The 15,267-nt window shown below is 56.7% G+C and carries 17 protein-coding genes; 8 read left to right on the plus strand and 9 right to left on the minus strand.

Going from position 1 to position 15,267, the window contains the following annotated elements; all coding sequences use genetic code 11:
* Positions 1–20: 20 nt before the first annotated feature.
* Positions 21–539 carry a DUF6428 family protein gene (locus tag AC3Y7R_RS08685; protein ID WP_490041641.1) on the plus strand — a complete coding sequence of 173 codons (519 nt, stop codon included), beginning with the start codon at positions 21–23 and terminating at the stop codon, positions 537–539.
* Between the two features lie 85 nt (positions 540–624).
* Here the strand turns inward: AC3Y7R_RS08685 and AC3Y7R_RS08690 are convergent, their stop codons facing one another.
* Positions 625–1,620 (minus strand): adenosine kinase, encoded by a 996-nt coding sequence (locus AC3Y7R_RS08690; protein ID WP_490041642.1) that lies wholly within the window; start codon positions 1,618–1,620, stop codon positions 625–627.
* Positions 1,613–2,269, minus strand: a complete 657-nt coding sequence (nth, locus tag AC3Y7R_RS08695) for an endonuclease III (RefSeq protein WP_490041643.1) — start codon at positions 2,267–2,269, stop codon at positions 1,613–1,615. The genes AC3Y7R_RS08690 and nth overlap by 8 nt, the downstream gene beginning before the upstream one ends.
* A gap of 191 nt (positions 2,270–2,460) precedes the next feature.
* On the opposite strand from nth, the gene AC3Y7R_RS08700 reads away from it, so the two are divergent.
* From AC3Y7R_RS08700 to AC3Y7R_RS08720, 5 genes are all read left to right on the plus strand, one after another.
* On the plus strand, positions 2,461–3,081 hold the full coding sequence (locus AC3Y7R_RS08700) for a Hint domain-containing protein (protein ID WP_490041644.1): 621 nt from the start codon (positions 2,461–2,463) through the stop codon (positions 3,079–3,081).
* A gap of 84 nt (positions 3,082–3,165) precedes the next feature.
* Positions 3,166–4,053, plus strand: coding sequence for a methylated-DNA--[protein]-cysteine S-methyltransferase (locus AC3Y7R_RS08705; protein ID WP_490041645.1), 888 nt, complete (start codon positions 3,166–3,168; stop codon positions 4,051–4,053).
* Positions 4,054–4,209: 156 nt separating this feature from the next.
* On the plus strand, positions 4,210–4,845 hold the full coding sequence (locus tag AC3Y7R_RS08710; protein ID WP_490041646.1) for a YiaD family glycine zipper/OmpA-like lipoprotein: 636 nt from the start codon (positions 4,210–4,212) through the stop codon (positions 4,843–4,845).
* Positions 4,846–4,983: 138 nt separating this feature from the next.
* Positions 4,984–5,628: a YiaD family glycine zipper/OmpA-like lipoprotein gene (locus AC3Y7R_RS08715; RefSeq protein WP_490041647.1), complete on the plus strand. Its 645-nt coding sequence runs from the start codon at positions 4,984–4,986 to the stop codon at positions 5,626–5,628.
* Between the two features lie 97 nt (positions 5,629–5,725).
* Positions 5,726–6,496 (plus strand): FadR/GntR family transcriptional regulator, encoded by a 771-nt coding sequence (locus AC3Y7R_RS08720; RefSeq protein ID WP_490041648.1) that lies wholly within the window; start codon positions 5,726–5,728, stop codon positions 6,494–6,496.
* Here AC3Y7R_RS08720 and AC3Y7R_RS08725 read toward each other — a convergent pair.
* Together AC3Y7R_RS08725 and AC3Y7R_RS08730 are read right to left on the minus strand one after the other, a co-directional pair.
* Positions 6,486–7,715: a mandelate racemase/muconate lactonizing enzyme family protein gene (locus AC3Y7R_RS08725; RefSeq protein ID WP_490041649.1), complete on the minus strand. Its 1,230-nt coding sequence runs from the start codon at positions 7,713–7,715 to the stop codon at positions 6,486–6,488. The two genes, AC3Y7R_RS08720 and AC3Y7R_RS08725, sit on opposite strands and share 11 nt — an antisense overlap.
* 16 nt (positions 7,716–7,731) lie before the next feature.
* Entirely contained in the window at positions 7,732–8,823 is a 1,092-nt protein-coding gene (locus tag AC3Y7R_RS08730) for an alcohol dehydrogenase catalytic domain-containing protein (RefSeq protein WP_490041650.1), read from the minus strand.
* 151 nt (positions 8,824–8,974) lie between these two features.
* On the opposite strand from AC3Y7R_RS08730, the gene pcaD reads away from it, so the two are divergent.
* Positions 8,975–9,760 carry a 3-oxoadipate enol-lactonase gene (pcaD, locus tag AC3Y7R_RS08735; RefSeq protein ID WP_490041651.1) on the plus strand — a complete coding sequence of 262 codons (786 nt, stop codon included), beginning with the start codon at positions 8,975–8,977 and terminating at the stop codon, positions 9,758–9,760.
* 8 nt (positions 9,761–9,768) lie between these two features.
* Here the strand turns inward: pcaD and AC3Y7R_RS08740 are convergent, their stop codons facing one another.
* Positions 9,769–10,173, minus strand: coding sequence for a GFA family protein (locus AC3Y7R_RS08740; protein WP_490041652.1), 405 nt, complete (start codon positions 10,171–10,173; stop codon positions 9,769–9,771).
* Between the two features lie 165 nt (positions 10,174–10,338).
* Between AC3Y7R_RS08740 and AC3Y7R_RS08745 the strand changes: the two genes are divergently transcribed.
* Positions 10,339–11,559, plus strand: coding sequence for a TCR/Tet family MFS transporter (locus AC3Y7R_RS08745; RefSeq protein ID WP_490041653.1), 1,221 nt, complete (start codon positions 10,339–10,341; stop codon positions 11,557–11,559).
* Here AC3Y7R_RS08745 and AC3Y7R_RS08750 read toward each other — a convergent pair.
* The 4 genes from AC3Y7R_RS08750 to AC3Y7R_RS08765 are packed head-to-tail and all read right to left on the minus strand — an operon-like array spanning position 11,528 to position 15,202.
* Positions 11,528–12,724 (minus strand): endonuclease/exonuclease/phosphatase family protein, encoded by a 1,197-nt coding sequence (locus tag AC3Y7R_RS08750; RefSeq protein ID WP_490041654.1) that lies wholly within the window; start codon positions 12,722–12,724, stop codon positions 11,528–11,530. The two genes, AC3Y7R_RS08745 and AC3Y7R_RS08750, sit on opposite strands and share 32 nt — an antisense overlap.
* On the minus strand, positions 12,721–13,701 hold the full coding sequence (locus tag AC3Y7R_RS08755) for a threonine ammonia-lyase (RefSeq protein WP_490041655.1): 981 nt from the start codon (positions 13,699–13,701) through the stop codon (positions 12,721–12,723). Before AC3Y7R_RS08755 ends, AC3Y7R_RS08750 begins: the two co-directional genes overlap by 4 nt.
* A complete protein-coding gene (locus AC3Y7R_RS08760) occupies positions 13,698–14,519 on the minus strand; it encodes an alpha/beta fold hydrolase (protein ID WP_490041656.1) in 822 nt (273 codons plus the stop codon). Before AC3Y7R_RS08760 ends, AC3Y7R_RS08755 begins: the two co-directional genes overlap by 4 nt.
* A complete protein-coding gene (locus tag AC3Y7R_RS08765; RefSeq protein ID WP_490041657.1) occupies positions 14,516–15,202 on the minus strand; it encodes a haloacid dehalogenase type II in 687 nt (228 codons plus the stop codon). Before AC3Y7R_RS08765 ends, AC3Y7R_RS08760 begins: the two co-directional genes overlap by 4 nt.
* Positions 15,203–15,267 lie beyond the last annotated feature (65 nt).

Consider the following 15,267-nt stretch of genomic DNA (forward strand, 5'->3'; position numbering starts at 1 on the left):
AAATGAAAGAGGAACACCCAATGACCTTCACCGCACTGCTTGCCGCCCTTGAGCCACTTGATAGCACCGCATCTCTTGTCTTTTTGATTGACGATGATGAAATCGGGGCTGGCTATCACGTCACCGAACTACGGCACTCAATTTCCACAGGCATCGATTGCGGTGGTAATGTTGAAGCTTGGGACGAGGCCCATTTACAGCTTCTTGATGGCGCAGGAAAAACTCATATGAGCGTAAGCAAATTCACGACTATCTTACGCCAAAGTCTTAATAAACTCCCGCAGCTTTCGGAGGCGCCATTGCTCGCCGAGTTTTCTCTCGACAACGACGGCCTCAAACTAATGTCTATGGGCGCACCAATTCAAAATGCTGACCGTGTAACTGTACGGCTTCGCAACACGAACGCTGTGTGCAAGCCTGCGCGCCGACATAAATCCCTCGATGCGAAAAGCAGTGCGTGTTGCACTGGATCCAACTCAAAAGGCGGTTGCTGTGGTTCAGCCCCGGCGACCGATGCTTCTGAAAGGTGCTGCGCATAGCGCTGACAACTTACAATGAGAGTTCAATGCCCATCGTTAAACCTTAATCGGTGCACACGCACAGGTGCTCACTTTCGGTTCCCGCTCAAAGAATTCCCTGTGCCTTAAACAGCTCGTTCAAATCCGCCTCGGGGCGTGCACCGATGTGGGTGATGACCTCGGAGGCGGCGACACAGCCCATGCGCCCGCAGGTGTCTAAGTCGTGGCCATTGGTCAGCGCCCAGAGGAATGCACCGGCGAACAAGTCGCCCGCACCTGTTGCGTCCACGATTTGAACTGGCATTGCTGGTGCGTGCCAGCGTTGGCCGTGGGATAGGACGTGCGCGCCGTCTTCGCCATCGGTACAGGCGACGATCTCGACCTCTTTGGCGGCTTGCTCCAAAGCTGCGTCAAAGTCCTCGGTCTCGTACATCGACAGCATTTCGGCACGGTTGCAAAAGAGCAAATCCACATGGTTTTTGATCAACTCACGGAACGCGTCGCGGTGGCGGTCAACGCAAAACGGGTCCGACAGGGTGAGCGACACGCGCCCGCCCGCCCCCGTGCACGCCGCGATTGCCTTATCGAATGCGGCCACGGATTGCGGACCGTCAAAGCGGTAGCCTTCGAGATAAATCCACTCGGCCTGCGCCATTTGGGTCTCGTCGATATCATCGGGGCCTAGGAATTCAGTCACGCCGAGGTAGGTGTTCATCGAGCGCTCACCGTCCGGCGTAACCAGCACGATGCAACGCCCAGTTTCGGCCTCGTGGTCCGCAGGGGCCAGCGGCGTTTCATACACCGCGCCTTGCGCCCGCAGATCATGGGCGAAAATCTTGCCAAGCTGGTCGTCCTTTACCTTGCCGACGTAAGCTGTAGCGCCGCCCAAGTGGGCCACGCCCGCAATCGTATTGGCGGCCGATCCGCCAGAGATTTCCTTGGCGGGGCCGATCAGCCCGTAAAGTTCCACACCGCGCGCGCGATCCGTGAGCTGCATGATCCCTTTGTCGATGCCGTTCTGGGTCAAGAAGTCATCCGTGGTAGAGGCCAGCACATCGACCATCGCATTGCCAATACCGACGACTTGAAATTGTTTATTCATGGTTCTTTTCCTCAGAGGTGCACAGATCGCGGATGATGCAATTATTGCAAACGGGCTTACGCGCTTTACAGACATAGCGCCCGTGCAAAATCAACCAGTGATGTGCGTGTTGTTGAAATTCAACGGGGATGTGGTCCTCAATCGCGCGTTCAACCACATCGACATTTTTGCCGGGGCAAATTCCGGTGCGATTGCCAACGCGGAAAATGTGGGTATCGACCGCCTGCGCAGGATAATTCCACCACATGTTCAGGACCACATTAGCGGTTTTACGCCCGACACCCGGCAGCGAAATCAGGGCCGCACGCGACGAGGGCACCTGCCCGCCATAGTCATCCACCAGAATTTGGCTCATCTTGATGACGTTTTTGGCTTTGTTGCGAAACAGCCCGATGGTTTTGATATGCTCGGTCACGCCATCAAGGCCGAGGGCCAGCATTTTTTCAGGGGTATCGGCAATTTTAAACAATTTGTCGGTGGCTTTGTTAACGCCCACATCCGTGGCCTGCGCCGACAAAGCAACCGCGACGACCAGCGTGTAGGCGTTGACGTGATTTAACTCGCCCTTAGGTTCGGGATCTGACGTCGCAAAACGCGAAAATATCTCGTGGATCGTGTGATAATCGAGCTGTTTTGCGGCCATGGTCATGCAGGCGGTATGCCCCGTAGCCATCTATTGGGCAAGAGGGCGCGTTGTCTCAAACTTTAGGTAAACTCGGCGGGGGAATTCATCTGTGGTTTACCCTGTGCATATTATCCATGGAGTGAATTGTGAACATCGTGGCAGGCATGGCTGAACTCCAAAGAAAAAATATAGCGGATTTAACGCGCGCACCTCGCGTGGCACCGGCACGATCCCTGCCAATCGCGGGCTTTGGTGGCGGTACAATGATTTTGACGGATGACGGCAGCATTCCAGTGGATTGGCTGCGCCCGGGTGATCTGGTTTTGACATTGAATGACGGGTTTCAACCGATCCAGTGGATTGGTCGTGATTGCCTGACCCGTGCACCGGAAACTGTCCCTGCCGTCCACATCCCGATCTGCTCCCTAGGTAATGGGGTGAGTACCACTCCACCCTTGCTTGCGGCACGCCATAGGGTTGTCCTAACTGGCTGGCAGATCGAGTTGAATTTTGGGGTGGATACTATTTTGGCGGAGGCGCATGATATTGAGCCTGATCTTGTAACATTCCCACAGGTCAACGGCGGCACAACCGCCTGCACTCATATCTTGATGCAACACCACCAAATTATCCAAGCCGATGGGTGTTGGGTGGAAACGATGCAAATGACCCACGGGACATTAGCGAGCCTGAGCATCATGGCCATTGAGGACATTGCCCGCCTTGATTTGGACCCGGAGAAGCATCACCAGAGCGCCCTTGCCTGCATGAAGCCTTTTGAGGCCCATCAACTCGGCTTGAATTTGTCTGAACTCGTCGCAAGAGGGCCGTATTAAATTGCCGTTTTGCGCCAGACACTTCCTGACAGAATGCGCAATATTCGGGTCGATATGTGAAAGCACAGACGCTAGACAAATGGCATGGAGCACAAAACAGACCACATCACCGCACATAGTCACGCCAGCACCGTCGAGAGCAGCTATCACTACGGGTTAATCAAACGTGCCATTGTAGCCGTTGATAACCACCAAGATGGCCCGCTTTCACTGGAGCAACTGGCCAGTGAAATGCAGATGAGCCCAGCACATTTTCAGCGGGTTTTCAGCAAATGGGCCGGGGTTTCACCGGGGAGATTGCAGCAATATCTTCGGCTAGGTCATGCAAAATCCTTGCTGGAAAACCGCTTTACTGTGCTTGAAACCTCTAACGCTGTTGGCTTGTCAGGCAGCGGACGGCTACATGATTTATTCATCAAATGGGAGGCCATGAGCCCCGGTGATTTCGCCCGCAAAGGGCATGGGCTGACAATCTTTTGGGGCTGGTTTGAAAGCCCTTTTGGCCCAGCGTTGGTCATGGGTACTGAAAAAGGAATTTGCGGCATCGGCTTCAGCGCGGAGACCAGCGAAGAAGCTGTGATGCAAGACTTGCTCGGGCGCTGGCCAAATGCCGCCTATGTTGAGGACCCGACTATGTTGCGCCCTTGGGCGCTGGCGGCCTTTGGGACACCTGAGGGCGAGGCCATGAACGCGCCGCTTTATCTTATTGGCGCCCCATTCCAGATCAAAGTCTGGGAAGCCTTGCTAACCGTGCCCACGGGTCATGTCACCACCTACTCCGAAATTGCCAACACCGTTGGACACAGCAAGGCCGTTCGTGCCGTGGGAACTGCTGTCGGGCGCAACCCCATCAGTTGGCTGATCCCGTGCCACCGGGCCTTGCGCAAGTCGGGGGGCTTGGGCGGCTACCATTGGGGCTTGCCGGTTAAACGTGCGATGCTGGCCTATGAGGCGGCGAAAACCAGCTTATAGGTGGCCATATTTCGCCGAAAGACACGCATTTCAAAGAAGTGACCGCTCCGGCAGAAACCCGCCGGAGCCCGTCGCCCGGTAGGTTGTAAACGCGTGATAAACCCTAACATTGGACAGGTCACGCCGCACAAGCGGCCAATTGAGGACCTGTTAGTTATGAACCCTATTTTGTTTGCGCTGCCCGCCGCAGCCCTGATTTTAGCCGGGTGCGATGCCACCACTACCGACCATCGCACGAAGAATGGCGCCCTCATCGGTGCGGCAATCGGGGGCGTATTGGGGGCAAACACAACCTCCGACAACAAGTTGGAGCGCGGCATTATCGGGGCCGTCATTGGCGGCGCGGTGGGTGGCGTTATCGGGAACGAGTTAGACCAGCAGGCCAGTGATCTGCGCCGCGATATCGGCAATGAAAACGTAGGTGTGGTCAATACCGGATCAGAGCTGCGGATCACCTTGCCACAAGACCTGCTGTTTGCCACCGACAGCACCCGATTGCGGCCTGATCTTCGGGCGGATTTGCGCGCTGTTGCGGGAAATTTAACCGACTATCCCAACTCTCAAGTTATCGTGACCGGCCACACCGACAGCACTGGCAATGCCAGCTACAACCAAAACCTGTCAGAGCGCCGCGCCAATTCCGTGGCCGCTATTTTGCGAAACGAAGGTGTCGCTGGATCGCGCCTGCGCACTGTAGGGCAAGGCGAAACTCAACCCGTTGCCTCGAACGAGAGCCATGCTGGGCGCGCACAAAACCGACGCGTTGAAATCATCGTTCGCCCCTACTCTTAAGTATTCGGGCACGGTGCCGGTCGGCGGCAGGTTTTCGCCGGCCCGCCCTTTCCCCTTAACAGGTGGGTGATTTTCGCCTATCGTCTGCCGCATAATCCACGCCGCAAAGGCGGGACACATCATACCGAGGCAGGTACCATGACTATGAAACCCATCGCGGCCCTTGTGGCTGCTGCACTTGCTGTCAGCGCATGTACGACTGACAGTATTTCCCAAGCCAACAAATCACAGACCGGGGCCATCATTGGTGGCGCTATTGGCGGGCTGATTGGCGCGTCCAGTGACGACAACAAAGTTATCAAAGGCGTTGTCGGCGCGGGGATTGGGGCCGCTTTAGGGGGCGTGATCGGCAATCAATTGGACAAACAAGCCGCCGACTTGCGCCGCGACATTCCCAATGAAAACATCAAGATCGAGAACACCGGCGAAGAGTTGCGCATAACCATGCCCCAAGATTTGTTATTTGCGGTGGACAGCTCGAACCTGCGCTCAGACCTGCAATCAGATCTCTATGCACTTGCAAGCAACCTGACCGAATACCCGGACACCACAGTAAATATTGTGGGCCACACGGACGACACTGGCTCTGATGGTCACAATTTTGATCTGTCCGAGCGCCGCGCCCAATCGGTCGCCTTCACCTTGGAAAATGGTGGCGTTACGTCCCATCGCATACGGTCATATGGGCAAGGCGAAACCCGCCCCATCGCATCAAACGAGACCGATGAAGGCCGCGCGCAAAACCGCCGTGTAGACATCGTTATCCGGCCAAACGCTGTTTAATTCACGCGTAATTTTATAAAAGCGGTCCCAGTTGGGGCCGCTTTTTGTTGTCCGCAGCATCTTTTGGTCATATATTTTCACCAATTGAGGAGCAGCCATGCCATTTCAAAAAATCGAAGCAGAGAAGCTTTCCGGCGCGGTGGTCCGGCAGATCGAATTGTTGATCTTGCGCGGCATCCTCAAACCTGGCGTGCGATTACCGTCTGAGCGCGAGTTAGCAGAGCGACTAGGCGTCTCGCGCCCGTCACTGCGCGAAGCCGTGGCTCATCTGCAAGAGCGCGGATTACTAACGACCAAAGCCGGCGCGGGCATCTATGTGGCCGAAGTCGTGGGGGCCGCATTCTCGGACGCATTGGTGCAGCTTTTCTCGGACCATGAAGAGGCGGTATTCGACTACATTTCTTTCCGGCGCGATCTGGAAGGTATGGCAGCGGCGCGCGCGGCCAAATTCGGCTCGGACACTGATTTAAAGGTCGTGGACACAATTTACCGCAAAATGGAAGCCGCCCATAGCAAACGCAACCCCGCAGAAGAAGCCCAGCTTGACGCCGAATTCCACCTCGCCATCATTGAAGCCAGCCACAATGTTGTAATGCTGCATATGATGCGCGCGATGTTCCAAATGCTGCGCGAAGGTGTGTTCTACAACCGCCAGATGATGTTCAAGCAACGCACCACCCGCGACACTTTACTAGAGCAACACCGCGTCATCAACGCCGCCCTTTTGGCCCGTGACGAGGACGGCGCACGCGCGGCCGTCGAGGCGCATCTAGATTACGTCGAAGCGAGCCTTATCCAAACCAAGAAAGCCGATAAAAATGAAGTTATCGCCAAGCAACGGCTTGAGTATGAGACCTCTAAGTCTTGAGTGGTGCGCCTCCGGCGAAGAAATTTCCACGCTGATAATCACATGGGGTTTCTTGCATTTGCAAATGAAGCCCGGTGCCGATAAACGGGTTCGCCAAGGCCAGTTTTTCATTCAACTCAACCCCTAAACCCGGGGTTTCCGGCGGTATGATAAAGCCGTTCTCAACCTTGATTGCCCCGCCGATCAAGTCGTTATGGAACTGAGTTTCGATCGTTTCACACATCAACAAATTCGGCAAAGACGCGGCCAAATGGATATTCGCAGCCCACTCGATTGGCCCTGCATAAAGATGCGGCGCAATTTCTGCATTGAACACTTCGGCCAGCCCCGCCAGCTTTTTCATCTCCCAAATACCGCCCGCGCGCCCCAAGGCCGGTTGCAATATCTTGACCCCGCCTGTGCGCAAAAGCGTGGCAAACTCGGCCTTGGTTGTTAGGCGCTCTCCCGCAGCTATCGGGATGCGGACGGCGCGGGCCACCTCAGCAAATTCCAAGGCGTTATCAGGCGGCACAGGCTCCTCAAACCAAAGCGGCGCGTAGGGTTCCAGCGCCTGTCCCAGCCGAATTGCCCCCGATGTGTTGAACTGCCCATGGGTGCCAAATAGCAAATCCGCGCGGTCACCAACGGCCCCGCGGATGGCTTTGCAAAACGCTACGGACTGCGAGATATCAAACATCGACGGCTGATGCCCCGCGTGAATAGTATAGGGGCCGGCAGGGTCGAACTTGACCGCGGTATAGCCGCGATCTACCGCATCCAATGCGGCCTCGGCGGCCATCTCGGGCGAGGACCAAAACTCGGTCAAATCATGATGCGGCAAGGGATAAAGATAGGTATAGGCACGAATTTTAGGGTTCATTTTGCCGCCCAAAAGCGCCCAGACGGGACGATCACGGGCCTTGCCCAAAATATCCCAGCACGCCATTTCCAAACCCGAAAACGCCCCCATGACGGTTGGGTCAGGGCGCTGTGTGAACCCCGAAGAGTAGACACGGCGAAACATTAACTCGACGTTCTCAGGGTTTTCGCCTGCCATATGACGGGCGAAAACATCCTCGATGACCGCGTGCATCGCATCAGGGCCGACTGTAGAGGCATAAACCTCACCGACGCCTTCAATGCCGCAGGCGGTTACCAATTTGACGAAGATCCAATACTGCCCGCCCCAACCAGGTGCAGGCGGTGAAGTGACAATGATGGACAGGTCTTGCAGCTTCATCTTACAGCTCCTTGGTCTATTGGTTGAACACAATTACATTGCGCCGTGCAGCCCCAGAACGGGTGTTGGCAATCGCCTCGTTGATCTGCTCAAGGCGCCAATGCCCCGACACCAGCTCGTCCAGTTTTAGCCGTCCTTGGCTGTACAAATCCACCATCCAAGGAATGTCACGCTTTAGCACAACATCGCCCATTTTGGTGCCTTTCATGCCCTGCGCCATCGCCCCGAAAATCACTGGCTCATAAGTGGCCATATCGCCGGAATGCGGCATCCCCACCAGATACATATTGCCCCCAGCCCCCAAGAAGCGCGGGGCTGAATTGAACGCGGGTATTGCCCCGACCGTGACCATCACCGCATCCGCCATGCGGCCATTGGTGATGTCTGACACTTGCGTCCATGGCTTTGGATCAGTGGCCAAGATGCCGTCAGTGGCGCCAAACTCTTTGGCTGCCTCCAGCTTCTCCGACGTCATATCGACCGCGATAATACGCGCAGCACCCGCAATCGCAGCGCCTTGAATTGCATTCAAGCCAACGCCGCCTGCACCCACAACAACCACAGTTTGGCCCGGGCGCACCTTGGCCGTGTTCACCACCGCGCCCACGCCCGTTACCACACCGCAGGATAGCAAAGACGCCGCATCCATCGGAATGTTATCGGGAATGCGCACAATCTGGCTTTGGTCCACCACTGCCCGCTCGGCAAACGCCCCACAGGCTAAGCCGTGCTCCAACGCGCCCCCATCAGTCAGCGACAGTGGCCCCGCCATGCGGTCATAGGGCGTGGTGCATTGGGTCGGCACACCAGAGGCGCAGGGCGTGCAAGTTGCGCACGACCGGATCAAAGTGACCAGAACCGCGTCGCCGACCGACAGCCCCTCGACGCCACTCCCCAACGCCGACACACGGCCCGCAGCCTCGTGGCCATAGACCGCAGGCAAAGCCCCACCCCAGCCGCCATCCATGTAGGAAATGTCGGAAAAGCAAACCGCACAGGCCTCCAGCTTCACCTCGACCTCCCCGGCGATTGGTGCGCGAAGCTCCACCTCTTGAATGGTTAACGGCGCTCCGAATTCGTGGCACACGGCCGCTTTAATCTTGGTCATCTCATTGCCTTTGCTAAAATCTTTGGCCAAGCTTTTAGGCGAAACCCCGATGACGCAAGCTTCATTTGTCACTTTCTTGTCGCGAATGATTGTTTTCGCAAATTTTGGCGGGCATTAACTGATTTAGCAAAGCCATGAAAAGGGCACTCCTATGAAACTAAATCTCGGACATATAAACCTGAATGTGATCGAGAATGGCAATCCTGCGGGCGCGCCCGTGGTGTTTTCCAACTCCCTTGGCACCTCACTGGAGCTTTGGGACCAAGTGATCGCGTTGCTGCCTCAAAACCTGCGCCTAATCCGATATGACATGCGCGGGCATGGGGGATCGGACGTGCCCGATGCACCCTATTCAATGGGTGCATTGATCCGCGACGCCGAGACCTTGTTGGACCACCTAGAGGTGCGCGATTGCGTTTTTGTCGGTCTCTCTATCGGTGGGATGATTGCCCAAGGCTTGGCCACCAAACGGCTGGATCAAGTGCGCGCGTTGGTGCTGTCGAATACCGCCGCCAAGATGGGCAACGCTACGATGTGGCACGACCGGATCGCAGCAATTGAGGCCAGCGGGATAGACGCAATGGCGGACGGCGTGATGGAGCGCTGGTTCTCGCGTGGTTTTCGCGAAACGCCCGACGTGACCCCATGGCGCAAAATGCTGACCGATACGCCGTTGCAAGGCTACCTAGGGGCCTGCGCCGCGATTGCAGGCACAGATTTTTACACCCAAACCGCCGCACTGACCTTGCCGACACTGGCTATCGCGGGCAGTGAGGATGGCGCATCCCCGCCCGATTTGGTGCGCGAAACCGCCGAGTTGATCAAAGGCAGCCGTTTCGAGTTGATCCGTCGCGCAGGCCACTTGCCCTGTGTCGAGCAACCCGAGGCCTTTGCGTCACTAGTGGCTGAGTTCTTAAGTGACATTGGCCACAGGTAGCGTCGCTCTCACTTATCGGGGACATAATCGCCTTCGAATTTTTTCAGGTCATCCACGATCTCATACCAATCTGGCTTTGACCTGGTGTGAATATGAAGTGTGGGGCGCATTTTTGGATCATCATCCAGCGCAGAGGCCGCAATTACATATGCATCGCCAGAAGCCATGTCCCCCAGAGAGGTGCCACAATTTTTGCAAAAACAGCGCTCAAATTTCGCATCGGTTTCAGGCCTGAATTTCGCTATTTCATCGTGTCCTTGTGTAATCAATAGATCATCAGCTTTCCCGATCAGAACTGCGGAAAACACGCCCGCAGCTTTACGACATCTTGAGCAATGACAGTAGCTTAATGAAAACGGATCACCTGAAATTTGAAACTTCACTTTTCCGCACAGGCAGCTTCCTTTGATCATTTGGTATCCTATTCTTGATTGCGCCTCAGAAAGAAGAACATATCATGAACATGCAGGCATTTCAAGAAGGGTAACTCTAGGAAACACCGTGCTTTAGGGGCGCAAAAAGTATCTGACAAAATTTCGTACTTGTCTTGTGTGAAACGCGACACCAAATTGCACGTAATGAAACCAAACCTACCCATCACCTTTATCCTGCTCACCGTCGTCATCGACGCTATGGGGATTGGGCTAATTATGCCCGTCATGCCGGACCTGATCCAAGATGTCGGGCGCACGGATATTTCTGGCGCGGCTATTTGGGGCGGTATTCTGTCGGCCATTTTCGCCTGTATGCAGTTTCTATTTTCCCCCAGCATTGGCTCCTTGTCAGACCGGTTTGGGCGGCGCCCTGTGTTGTTAACCTCGAACGCGGTGATGGCGCTGGACTATGTGTTGATGGCCTTGGCAGGCACCATTTGGTTGCTGCTGATCGGGCGCATCATTGGCGGCATTACCGCCGCGACACATGCCACCGCCAGCGCATTCATGGCCGACATCTCTCCGCGCGAAAAGAAATCACAGAACTTCGGCCTGATCGGCGCAGCCTTTGGGGCGGGCTTCGTGCTTGGGCCGGTTATTGGCGGGGTGCTGGCCGAACTTGGCCCCCGCGCGCCGTTCTGGGCCGCGGCTTTCCTTGCAGCGAGCAACTTCGCACTGGGCTACTTTGTGCTGCCCGAGACCGTGACCGAGAAAACCCGCCGTCCCTTCATCTGGGCGCGTGCAAATCCCGTTGGCGGATTGAAAGCCGTGACCGCCTTACCGGGCCTTGGCGCCATGCTCATCGTCTACTTTTTCTACCAAATCGCCAACATGGTTTATCCGGCCATCTGGTCGTATTACACCGCTGCCAGTTTTGGCTGGTCGCCCGGTTTAATCGGAGCCTCTCTGGCCGTTTACGGCATCTCGATGGTCGTGACCCAAGCCGTGCTGATCCGCTGGGTGATTGCCAAGCTGGGCGAGGTGCGCACGGTCTATTGGGGCCTGATCTGGAACGCCGGAACACTGTCGATGATGGCGTTCATCACCAACGGTTGGGTGTTGTTAGCGTTGACGCCATTGGCCGCGTTTGGCGGGGTTGTCGGCCCCGCGTTGCAGGCCGTCATGTCAGGGCGCGCGGCGGACAATCAGCAAGGCGAATTGCAAGGCGTCATGTCGTCGATCAACGCGCTTGGCATGATCTTCGCGCCGCTGGTGTTTACGCGCGTGTTTTCCTACTTCACGGCAGAGGGCACGACGGTGTTTTTACCCGGAGCCTCGTTCTTGTTGGCCACAGGCATGATGGTGGTCGCGTGGGTGATGGTGCGGCGCGCTTTTAGTCGTCCCACAGCGTCATATGCGCCATAATTTGCCCGTGGTCTGAGGCCAGTTTATTATACGGGGCCTCGGGGTGGGAGCCGTCGGTCAGGTGGTCGTTGAACACCGAAAAATACGACATTTCGCCGATTTGGTTCGTGCCGCTGGTAAAGTGGCGCGACAACAAGATTTGGTCGATACTCTCAAACACCCCGCCAAAGGCCGACGTATAGACCATATCGCGCAAGGATCTGCGCACGAACAGTTTTTCGCAGCTTTCCAAACGCACGGAGGTGATCGCCTCTTGGATGGTCTCGTTTTCCGCATCTGAGTAGCGGTCGTTGGACTTTTTCGCGTCATGTCTGCGCATCCACGCGTAGTTTTTGAACGGGCGTTCACCGGCGATGATTTCGGAGCTGACGGCATTCTCATTGTCGTTGAAATCACCCAGCACCATGACGGGGCGACCTTGGTTAATTTCCTCGACGATTAACTTGCGCAACACCCATGCCTCGGCCATGCGGCGCGTTGCGGCGCGCAATGCCCCCAAAGCGCGCCCCACGGGATCATAATTCACCAAATCAACCTCGGGGGCCTGGCCGCCCTCGGGATGCACAAACTCGCCGAGCTTGGATTTCAGGTGACAGTTAAACACCGTCACAACTTGTTTGCCGACCGGGATGCGCACCTTCAGAATAGGCCGCGACAGGCGGTTCAGGCGGAACACGCCGCCGTCATTATTGTCACCATCGCCCATCAAACCAAAGGGTATTTCCAGCACCGGCGAGACCTCTTGGATCACTTCCGGCTCCCCCACGAAACCATAGCGCGACAAGATAGCGAGGCCCGGACGCCGCTCGCCCGGTGCGCCGTCATTGGAGTTTGGCGCGAAGGCCAGCCCGGCTTTGGAGTAGTCATTATAGGCCAGTTTACGGAAAATCGCTTTGCGGGCGTAGCGTTTGGAACGGTCCGGCAGCGCGTCCTCGTTGGAGGCCTTCCCGCGCGCGTCGGCTTCCGCGATCACTGCTTCCAAAGGCGATTTGTCAAATATTTCTTGAAACCCCACGATGTCCGCATTCAGGGTAAACACCTGATCTGCCAGCCAATCTTCTTTCCACGCATGTTCTTCAGGCGTGTATTTCTCATAGCGATAATACTCTTGATCCGCCCCGATCAGGTTTTTGACATTGAAGCTGGCAATGGTGAATTCGGTCATACGTCTTTTCCATATTTGGTCAGGGCCATCTGGAACGCATCCGCGTCCACATTCCCGCCCGAGGCGATGGCGATCACGTCGTCGCCCTCAATTTTGTCGCCATGATACAGCGCCGCAGCCAAGGCAATCGCGCCGCCCGGCTCCAGCACAATTTTCAACCGCGCGAAGGCCGCAGCCATGGCGCGCAGGCAATCCTCTTCCGGCACCACAAGGCCCGGACCGCACAGGCGGCTCATAACAGGGAAGGTGATAGCGCCCGGCTGAGGCGTGATGATCGCGTCACAGATCGAGCCGCTTAGCGCGGCGTTGCGTTTGATCTCATTGGCCGCAAGTGAGCGGGCCACATCGTCAAAACCAACCGGCTCAACAGGGCGCACGCGCAAGTCGGGCGCTTTCGCTTCCAAGGCCAACGCAACGCCAGAGGTCAGCCCGCCGCCGCCGCAGCACACCAAGACATCGCGCGCATTTATGCTTAACGCAGTGGCCTGCTCAGAGATTTCCAAGCCAATCGTACCTTGTCCGGCGATCACCAACGGCTCGTCAAACGGCTTGATCAGGGTCAGCCCGCGCTCTGCCGCCAGACGCGCGCCGATCTCGTCGCGGTCCTCGCTGGCACGGTCATATAACACGACCTCAGCCCCAAGCGCGCGCGTGTTTGCAATCTTCATGGCGGGCGCATCGGAGGGCATCACGATAACCGCCGATGTGCCGTGTTCACGCGCCGCAAGCGCCACGCCTTGCGCGTGATTGCCGCTGGAAAATGCAATGACGCCCGCTGATAGAGCATCTGGCGCAAGGCTTGAGACCGCCGACCACGCCCCGCGAAACTTGAACGACCCCGTATGCTGCAACGCCTCTGGCTTCACGAAAACCCGCCGTCCGGCAATCTTGTCGATGAAGGGTGAGTTTAGCAGCGGAGTGTGCAACGCGTGGCCTTTCAGGCGCGCCGCGGCGGCCTCGATCATCTCGATGTTCATTGCATTTCCCCCAGCCAAGTCTTGATCACCAACAGGGAAGCAGGCTCGTCGAGGAATGGCACATGCCCACGATCAGGAGATTCTGCGAACAACATATCAGGGCGGCGCTCGCACATTTTCTCGGCCGTCTCTGCCGACAGTAAATCCGAGTTTGTCCCCCGGATAAGCGCCAATGGCAAGCCGTCTAGCGCGTCGAAGAAGGGCCATAAATCAGGGTTCAGATTTTGCGGGCCTGACAGTACAGCGTCGCGCAGTTTCGGGTCGTAGTTGATGTCCAACCCGTCCGGCTTCACGAGGTAGTGTTTCTCGGCCTCGGCGCGCCAACGCTCCTCAGGCACATTGTCAAAGCCCACCATTAACTTGGCGCGCTGCGTTGCGGCCTCGCTCATGGTTTTGAATGACGGGCGACGGCCCAAATAGTTCTTTATCGCCTCCAGACCTGACGCCGCAATATCGGGTCCGATATCATTCAGGCACACGCCCAACAGGCGATTTTTGACCGTGGCGGCCAGCCCCATGGCGATAATTCCGCCGCGCGAGGTGCCTAAAATCGCTGCTTTCTCGATGCCTAAGTGGTCCAGCAAGGCCAGCGCGTCTTGGCCTTCTTGCGGCAAGGTATAGGTTGTGTGATCCGCCCAATCTGACTGCCCGCGTCCGCGATAATCCATACGGATCAGGCGCACGTTATTCAAATGCGGGGCGACATAATCAAAGTCCGAGCCATTGCGCGTCAGACCGGCAAGGCACAAAACCGGCAGGCCTTCACCCTCATCCGTGTAGTGCAGCGAAGTGCCGTCGATGGTGGTGAATTTACTCATAGCAAGGCCGCCAATTCTGGAATTGTTGTTAGGTCGGGTAGGGTATGTGTCGGGGTCCAAGGCAGGCGGTCCACTGGCTCGCCCGCGCGGTTTACCCATGCTGTGGTGAAGCCGTATCCCGTCGCACATCCGGCGTCCCAGCCATTTGAGGACACAAATAAAACCTCGTCCTTGGCGCAGCCAAAGCGTTTCCCCACAAGGTCGTAGACCGACGCATGTGGCTTGAAAACGCCCACATCCTGCACCGACAAAACATCGTCTAAGGTCGAGCTAATGCCCGCCGAGGACACCGCCCCGTCCAGCATATCGGGAGAGCCATTGGACAAAATCGCGGTATTCATCCCCGCGGCTTTCAGATGCGCCAACATGAACGGCACCTCCTTATAGGCGCGCAACTCCCAATAAAGCGCCAACATCCGCTCGCGCAATTCAAGATCATCAAGCCCGTTGGCCTCCATCGCCCAATCCAACCCGTCTTTGGTCACATCCCAAAAGTCGGCGTGATCCCCGGTGACCGCGCGCAGCCAAGTATACTGCAACTGCTTGAGGCGCCAATCGTTCGCCAGCTTTTGCCAACACGCGGCAAGGTGCACGCGCCCCGGCTCCTCGGACGCGAGACGCGCGGCGGCGGACACGTCAAACAACGTGCCATAGGCATCAAAAATACAGGTGGTGATGGGCATGAGCTTCCTCCGGATTTGCAAACAGAGTGGCACAGCACGCGCCTAAGGAAAACAGCGCGCGCTTC

The organism is Litoreibacter sp. (assembly GCF_058136045.1).

Bases quoted from the DNA above. Each gene is read 5' to 3' on its own strand.
- AC3Y7R_RS08685 (WP_490041641.1), top strand. From the start codon at position 21: ATGACCTTCACCGCACTGCTTGCCGCCCTTGAGCCACTTGATAGCACC.
- AC3Y7R_RS08690 (WP_490041642.1), bottom strand. From the start codon at position 1,620: ATGAATAAACAATTTCAAGTCGTCGGTATTGGCAATGCGATGGTCGAT.
- nth (WP_490041643.1), bottom strand. From the start codon at position 2,269: ATGACCATGGCCGCAAAACAGCTCGATTATCACACGATCCACGAGATA.
- AC3Y7R_RS08705 (WP_490041645.1), top strand. From the start codon at position 3,166: ATGGAGCACAAAACAGACCACATCACCGCACATAGTCACGCCAGCACC.
- AC3Y7R_RS08710 (WP_490041646.1), top strand. From the start codon at position 4,210: ATGAACCCTATTTTGTTTGCGCTGCCCGCCGCAGCCCTGATTTTAGCC.
- AC3Y7R_RS08715 (WP_490041647.1), top strand. From the start codon at position 4,984: ATGACTATGAAACCCATCGCGGCCCTTGTGGCTGCTGCACTTGCTGTC.
- AC3Y7R_RS08720 (WP_490041648.1), top strand. From the start codon at position 5,726: ATGCCATTTCAAAAAATCGAAGCAGAGAAGCTTTCCGGCGCGGTGGTC.
- AC3Y7R_RS08725 (WP_490041649.1), bottom strand. From the start codon at position 7,715: ATGAAGCTGCAAGACCTGTCCATCATTGTCACTTCACCGCCTGCACCT.
- AC3Y7R_RS08730 (WP_490041650.1), bottom strand. From the start codon at position 8,823: ATGACCAAGATTAAAGCGGCCGTGTGCCACGAATTCGGAGCGCCGTTA.
- pcaD (WP_490041651.1), top strand. From the start codon at position 8,975: ATGAAACTAAATCTCGGACATATAAACCTGAATGTGATCGAGAATGGC.
- AC3Y7R_RS08740 (WP_490041652.1), bottom strand. From the start codon at position 10,173: ATGATCAAAGGAAGCTGCCTGTGCGGAAAAGTGAAGTTTCAAATTTCA.
- AC3Y7R_RS08745 (WP_490041653.1), top strand. From the start codon at position 10,339: ATGAAACCAAACCTACCCATCACCTTTATCCTGCTCACCGTCGTCATC.
- AC3Y7R_RS08750 (WP_490041654.1), bottom strand. From the start codon at position 12,724: ATGACCGAATTCACCATTGCCAGCTTCAATGTCAAAAACCTGATCGGG.
- AC3Y7R_RS08755 (WP_490041655.1), bottom strand. From the start codon at position 13,701: ATGAACATCGAGATGATCGAGGCCGCCGCGGCGCGCCTGAAAGGCCAC.
- AC3Y7R_RS08760 (WP_490041656.1), bottom strand. From the start codon at position 14,519: ATGAGTAAATTCACCACCATCGACGGCACTTCGCTGCACTACACGGAT.
- AC3Y7R_RS08765 (WP_490041657.1), bottom strand. From the start codon at position 15,202: ATGCCCATCACCACCTGTATTTTTGATGCCTATGGCACGTTGTTTGAC.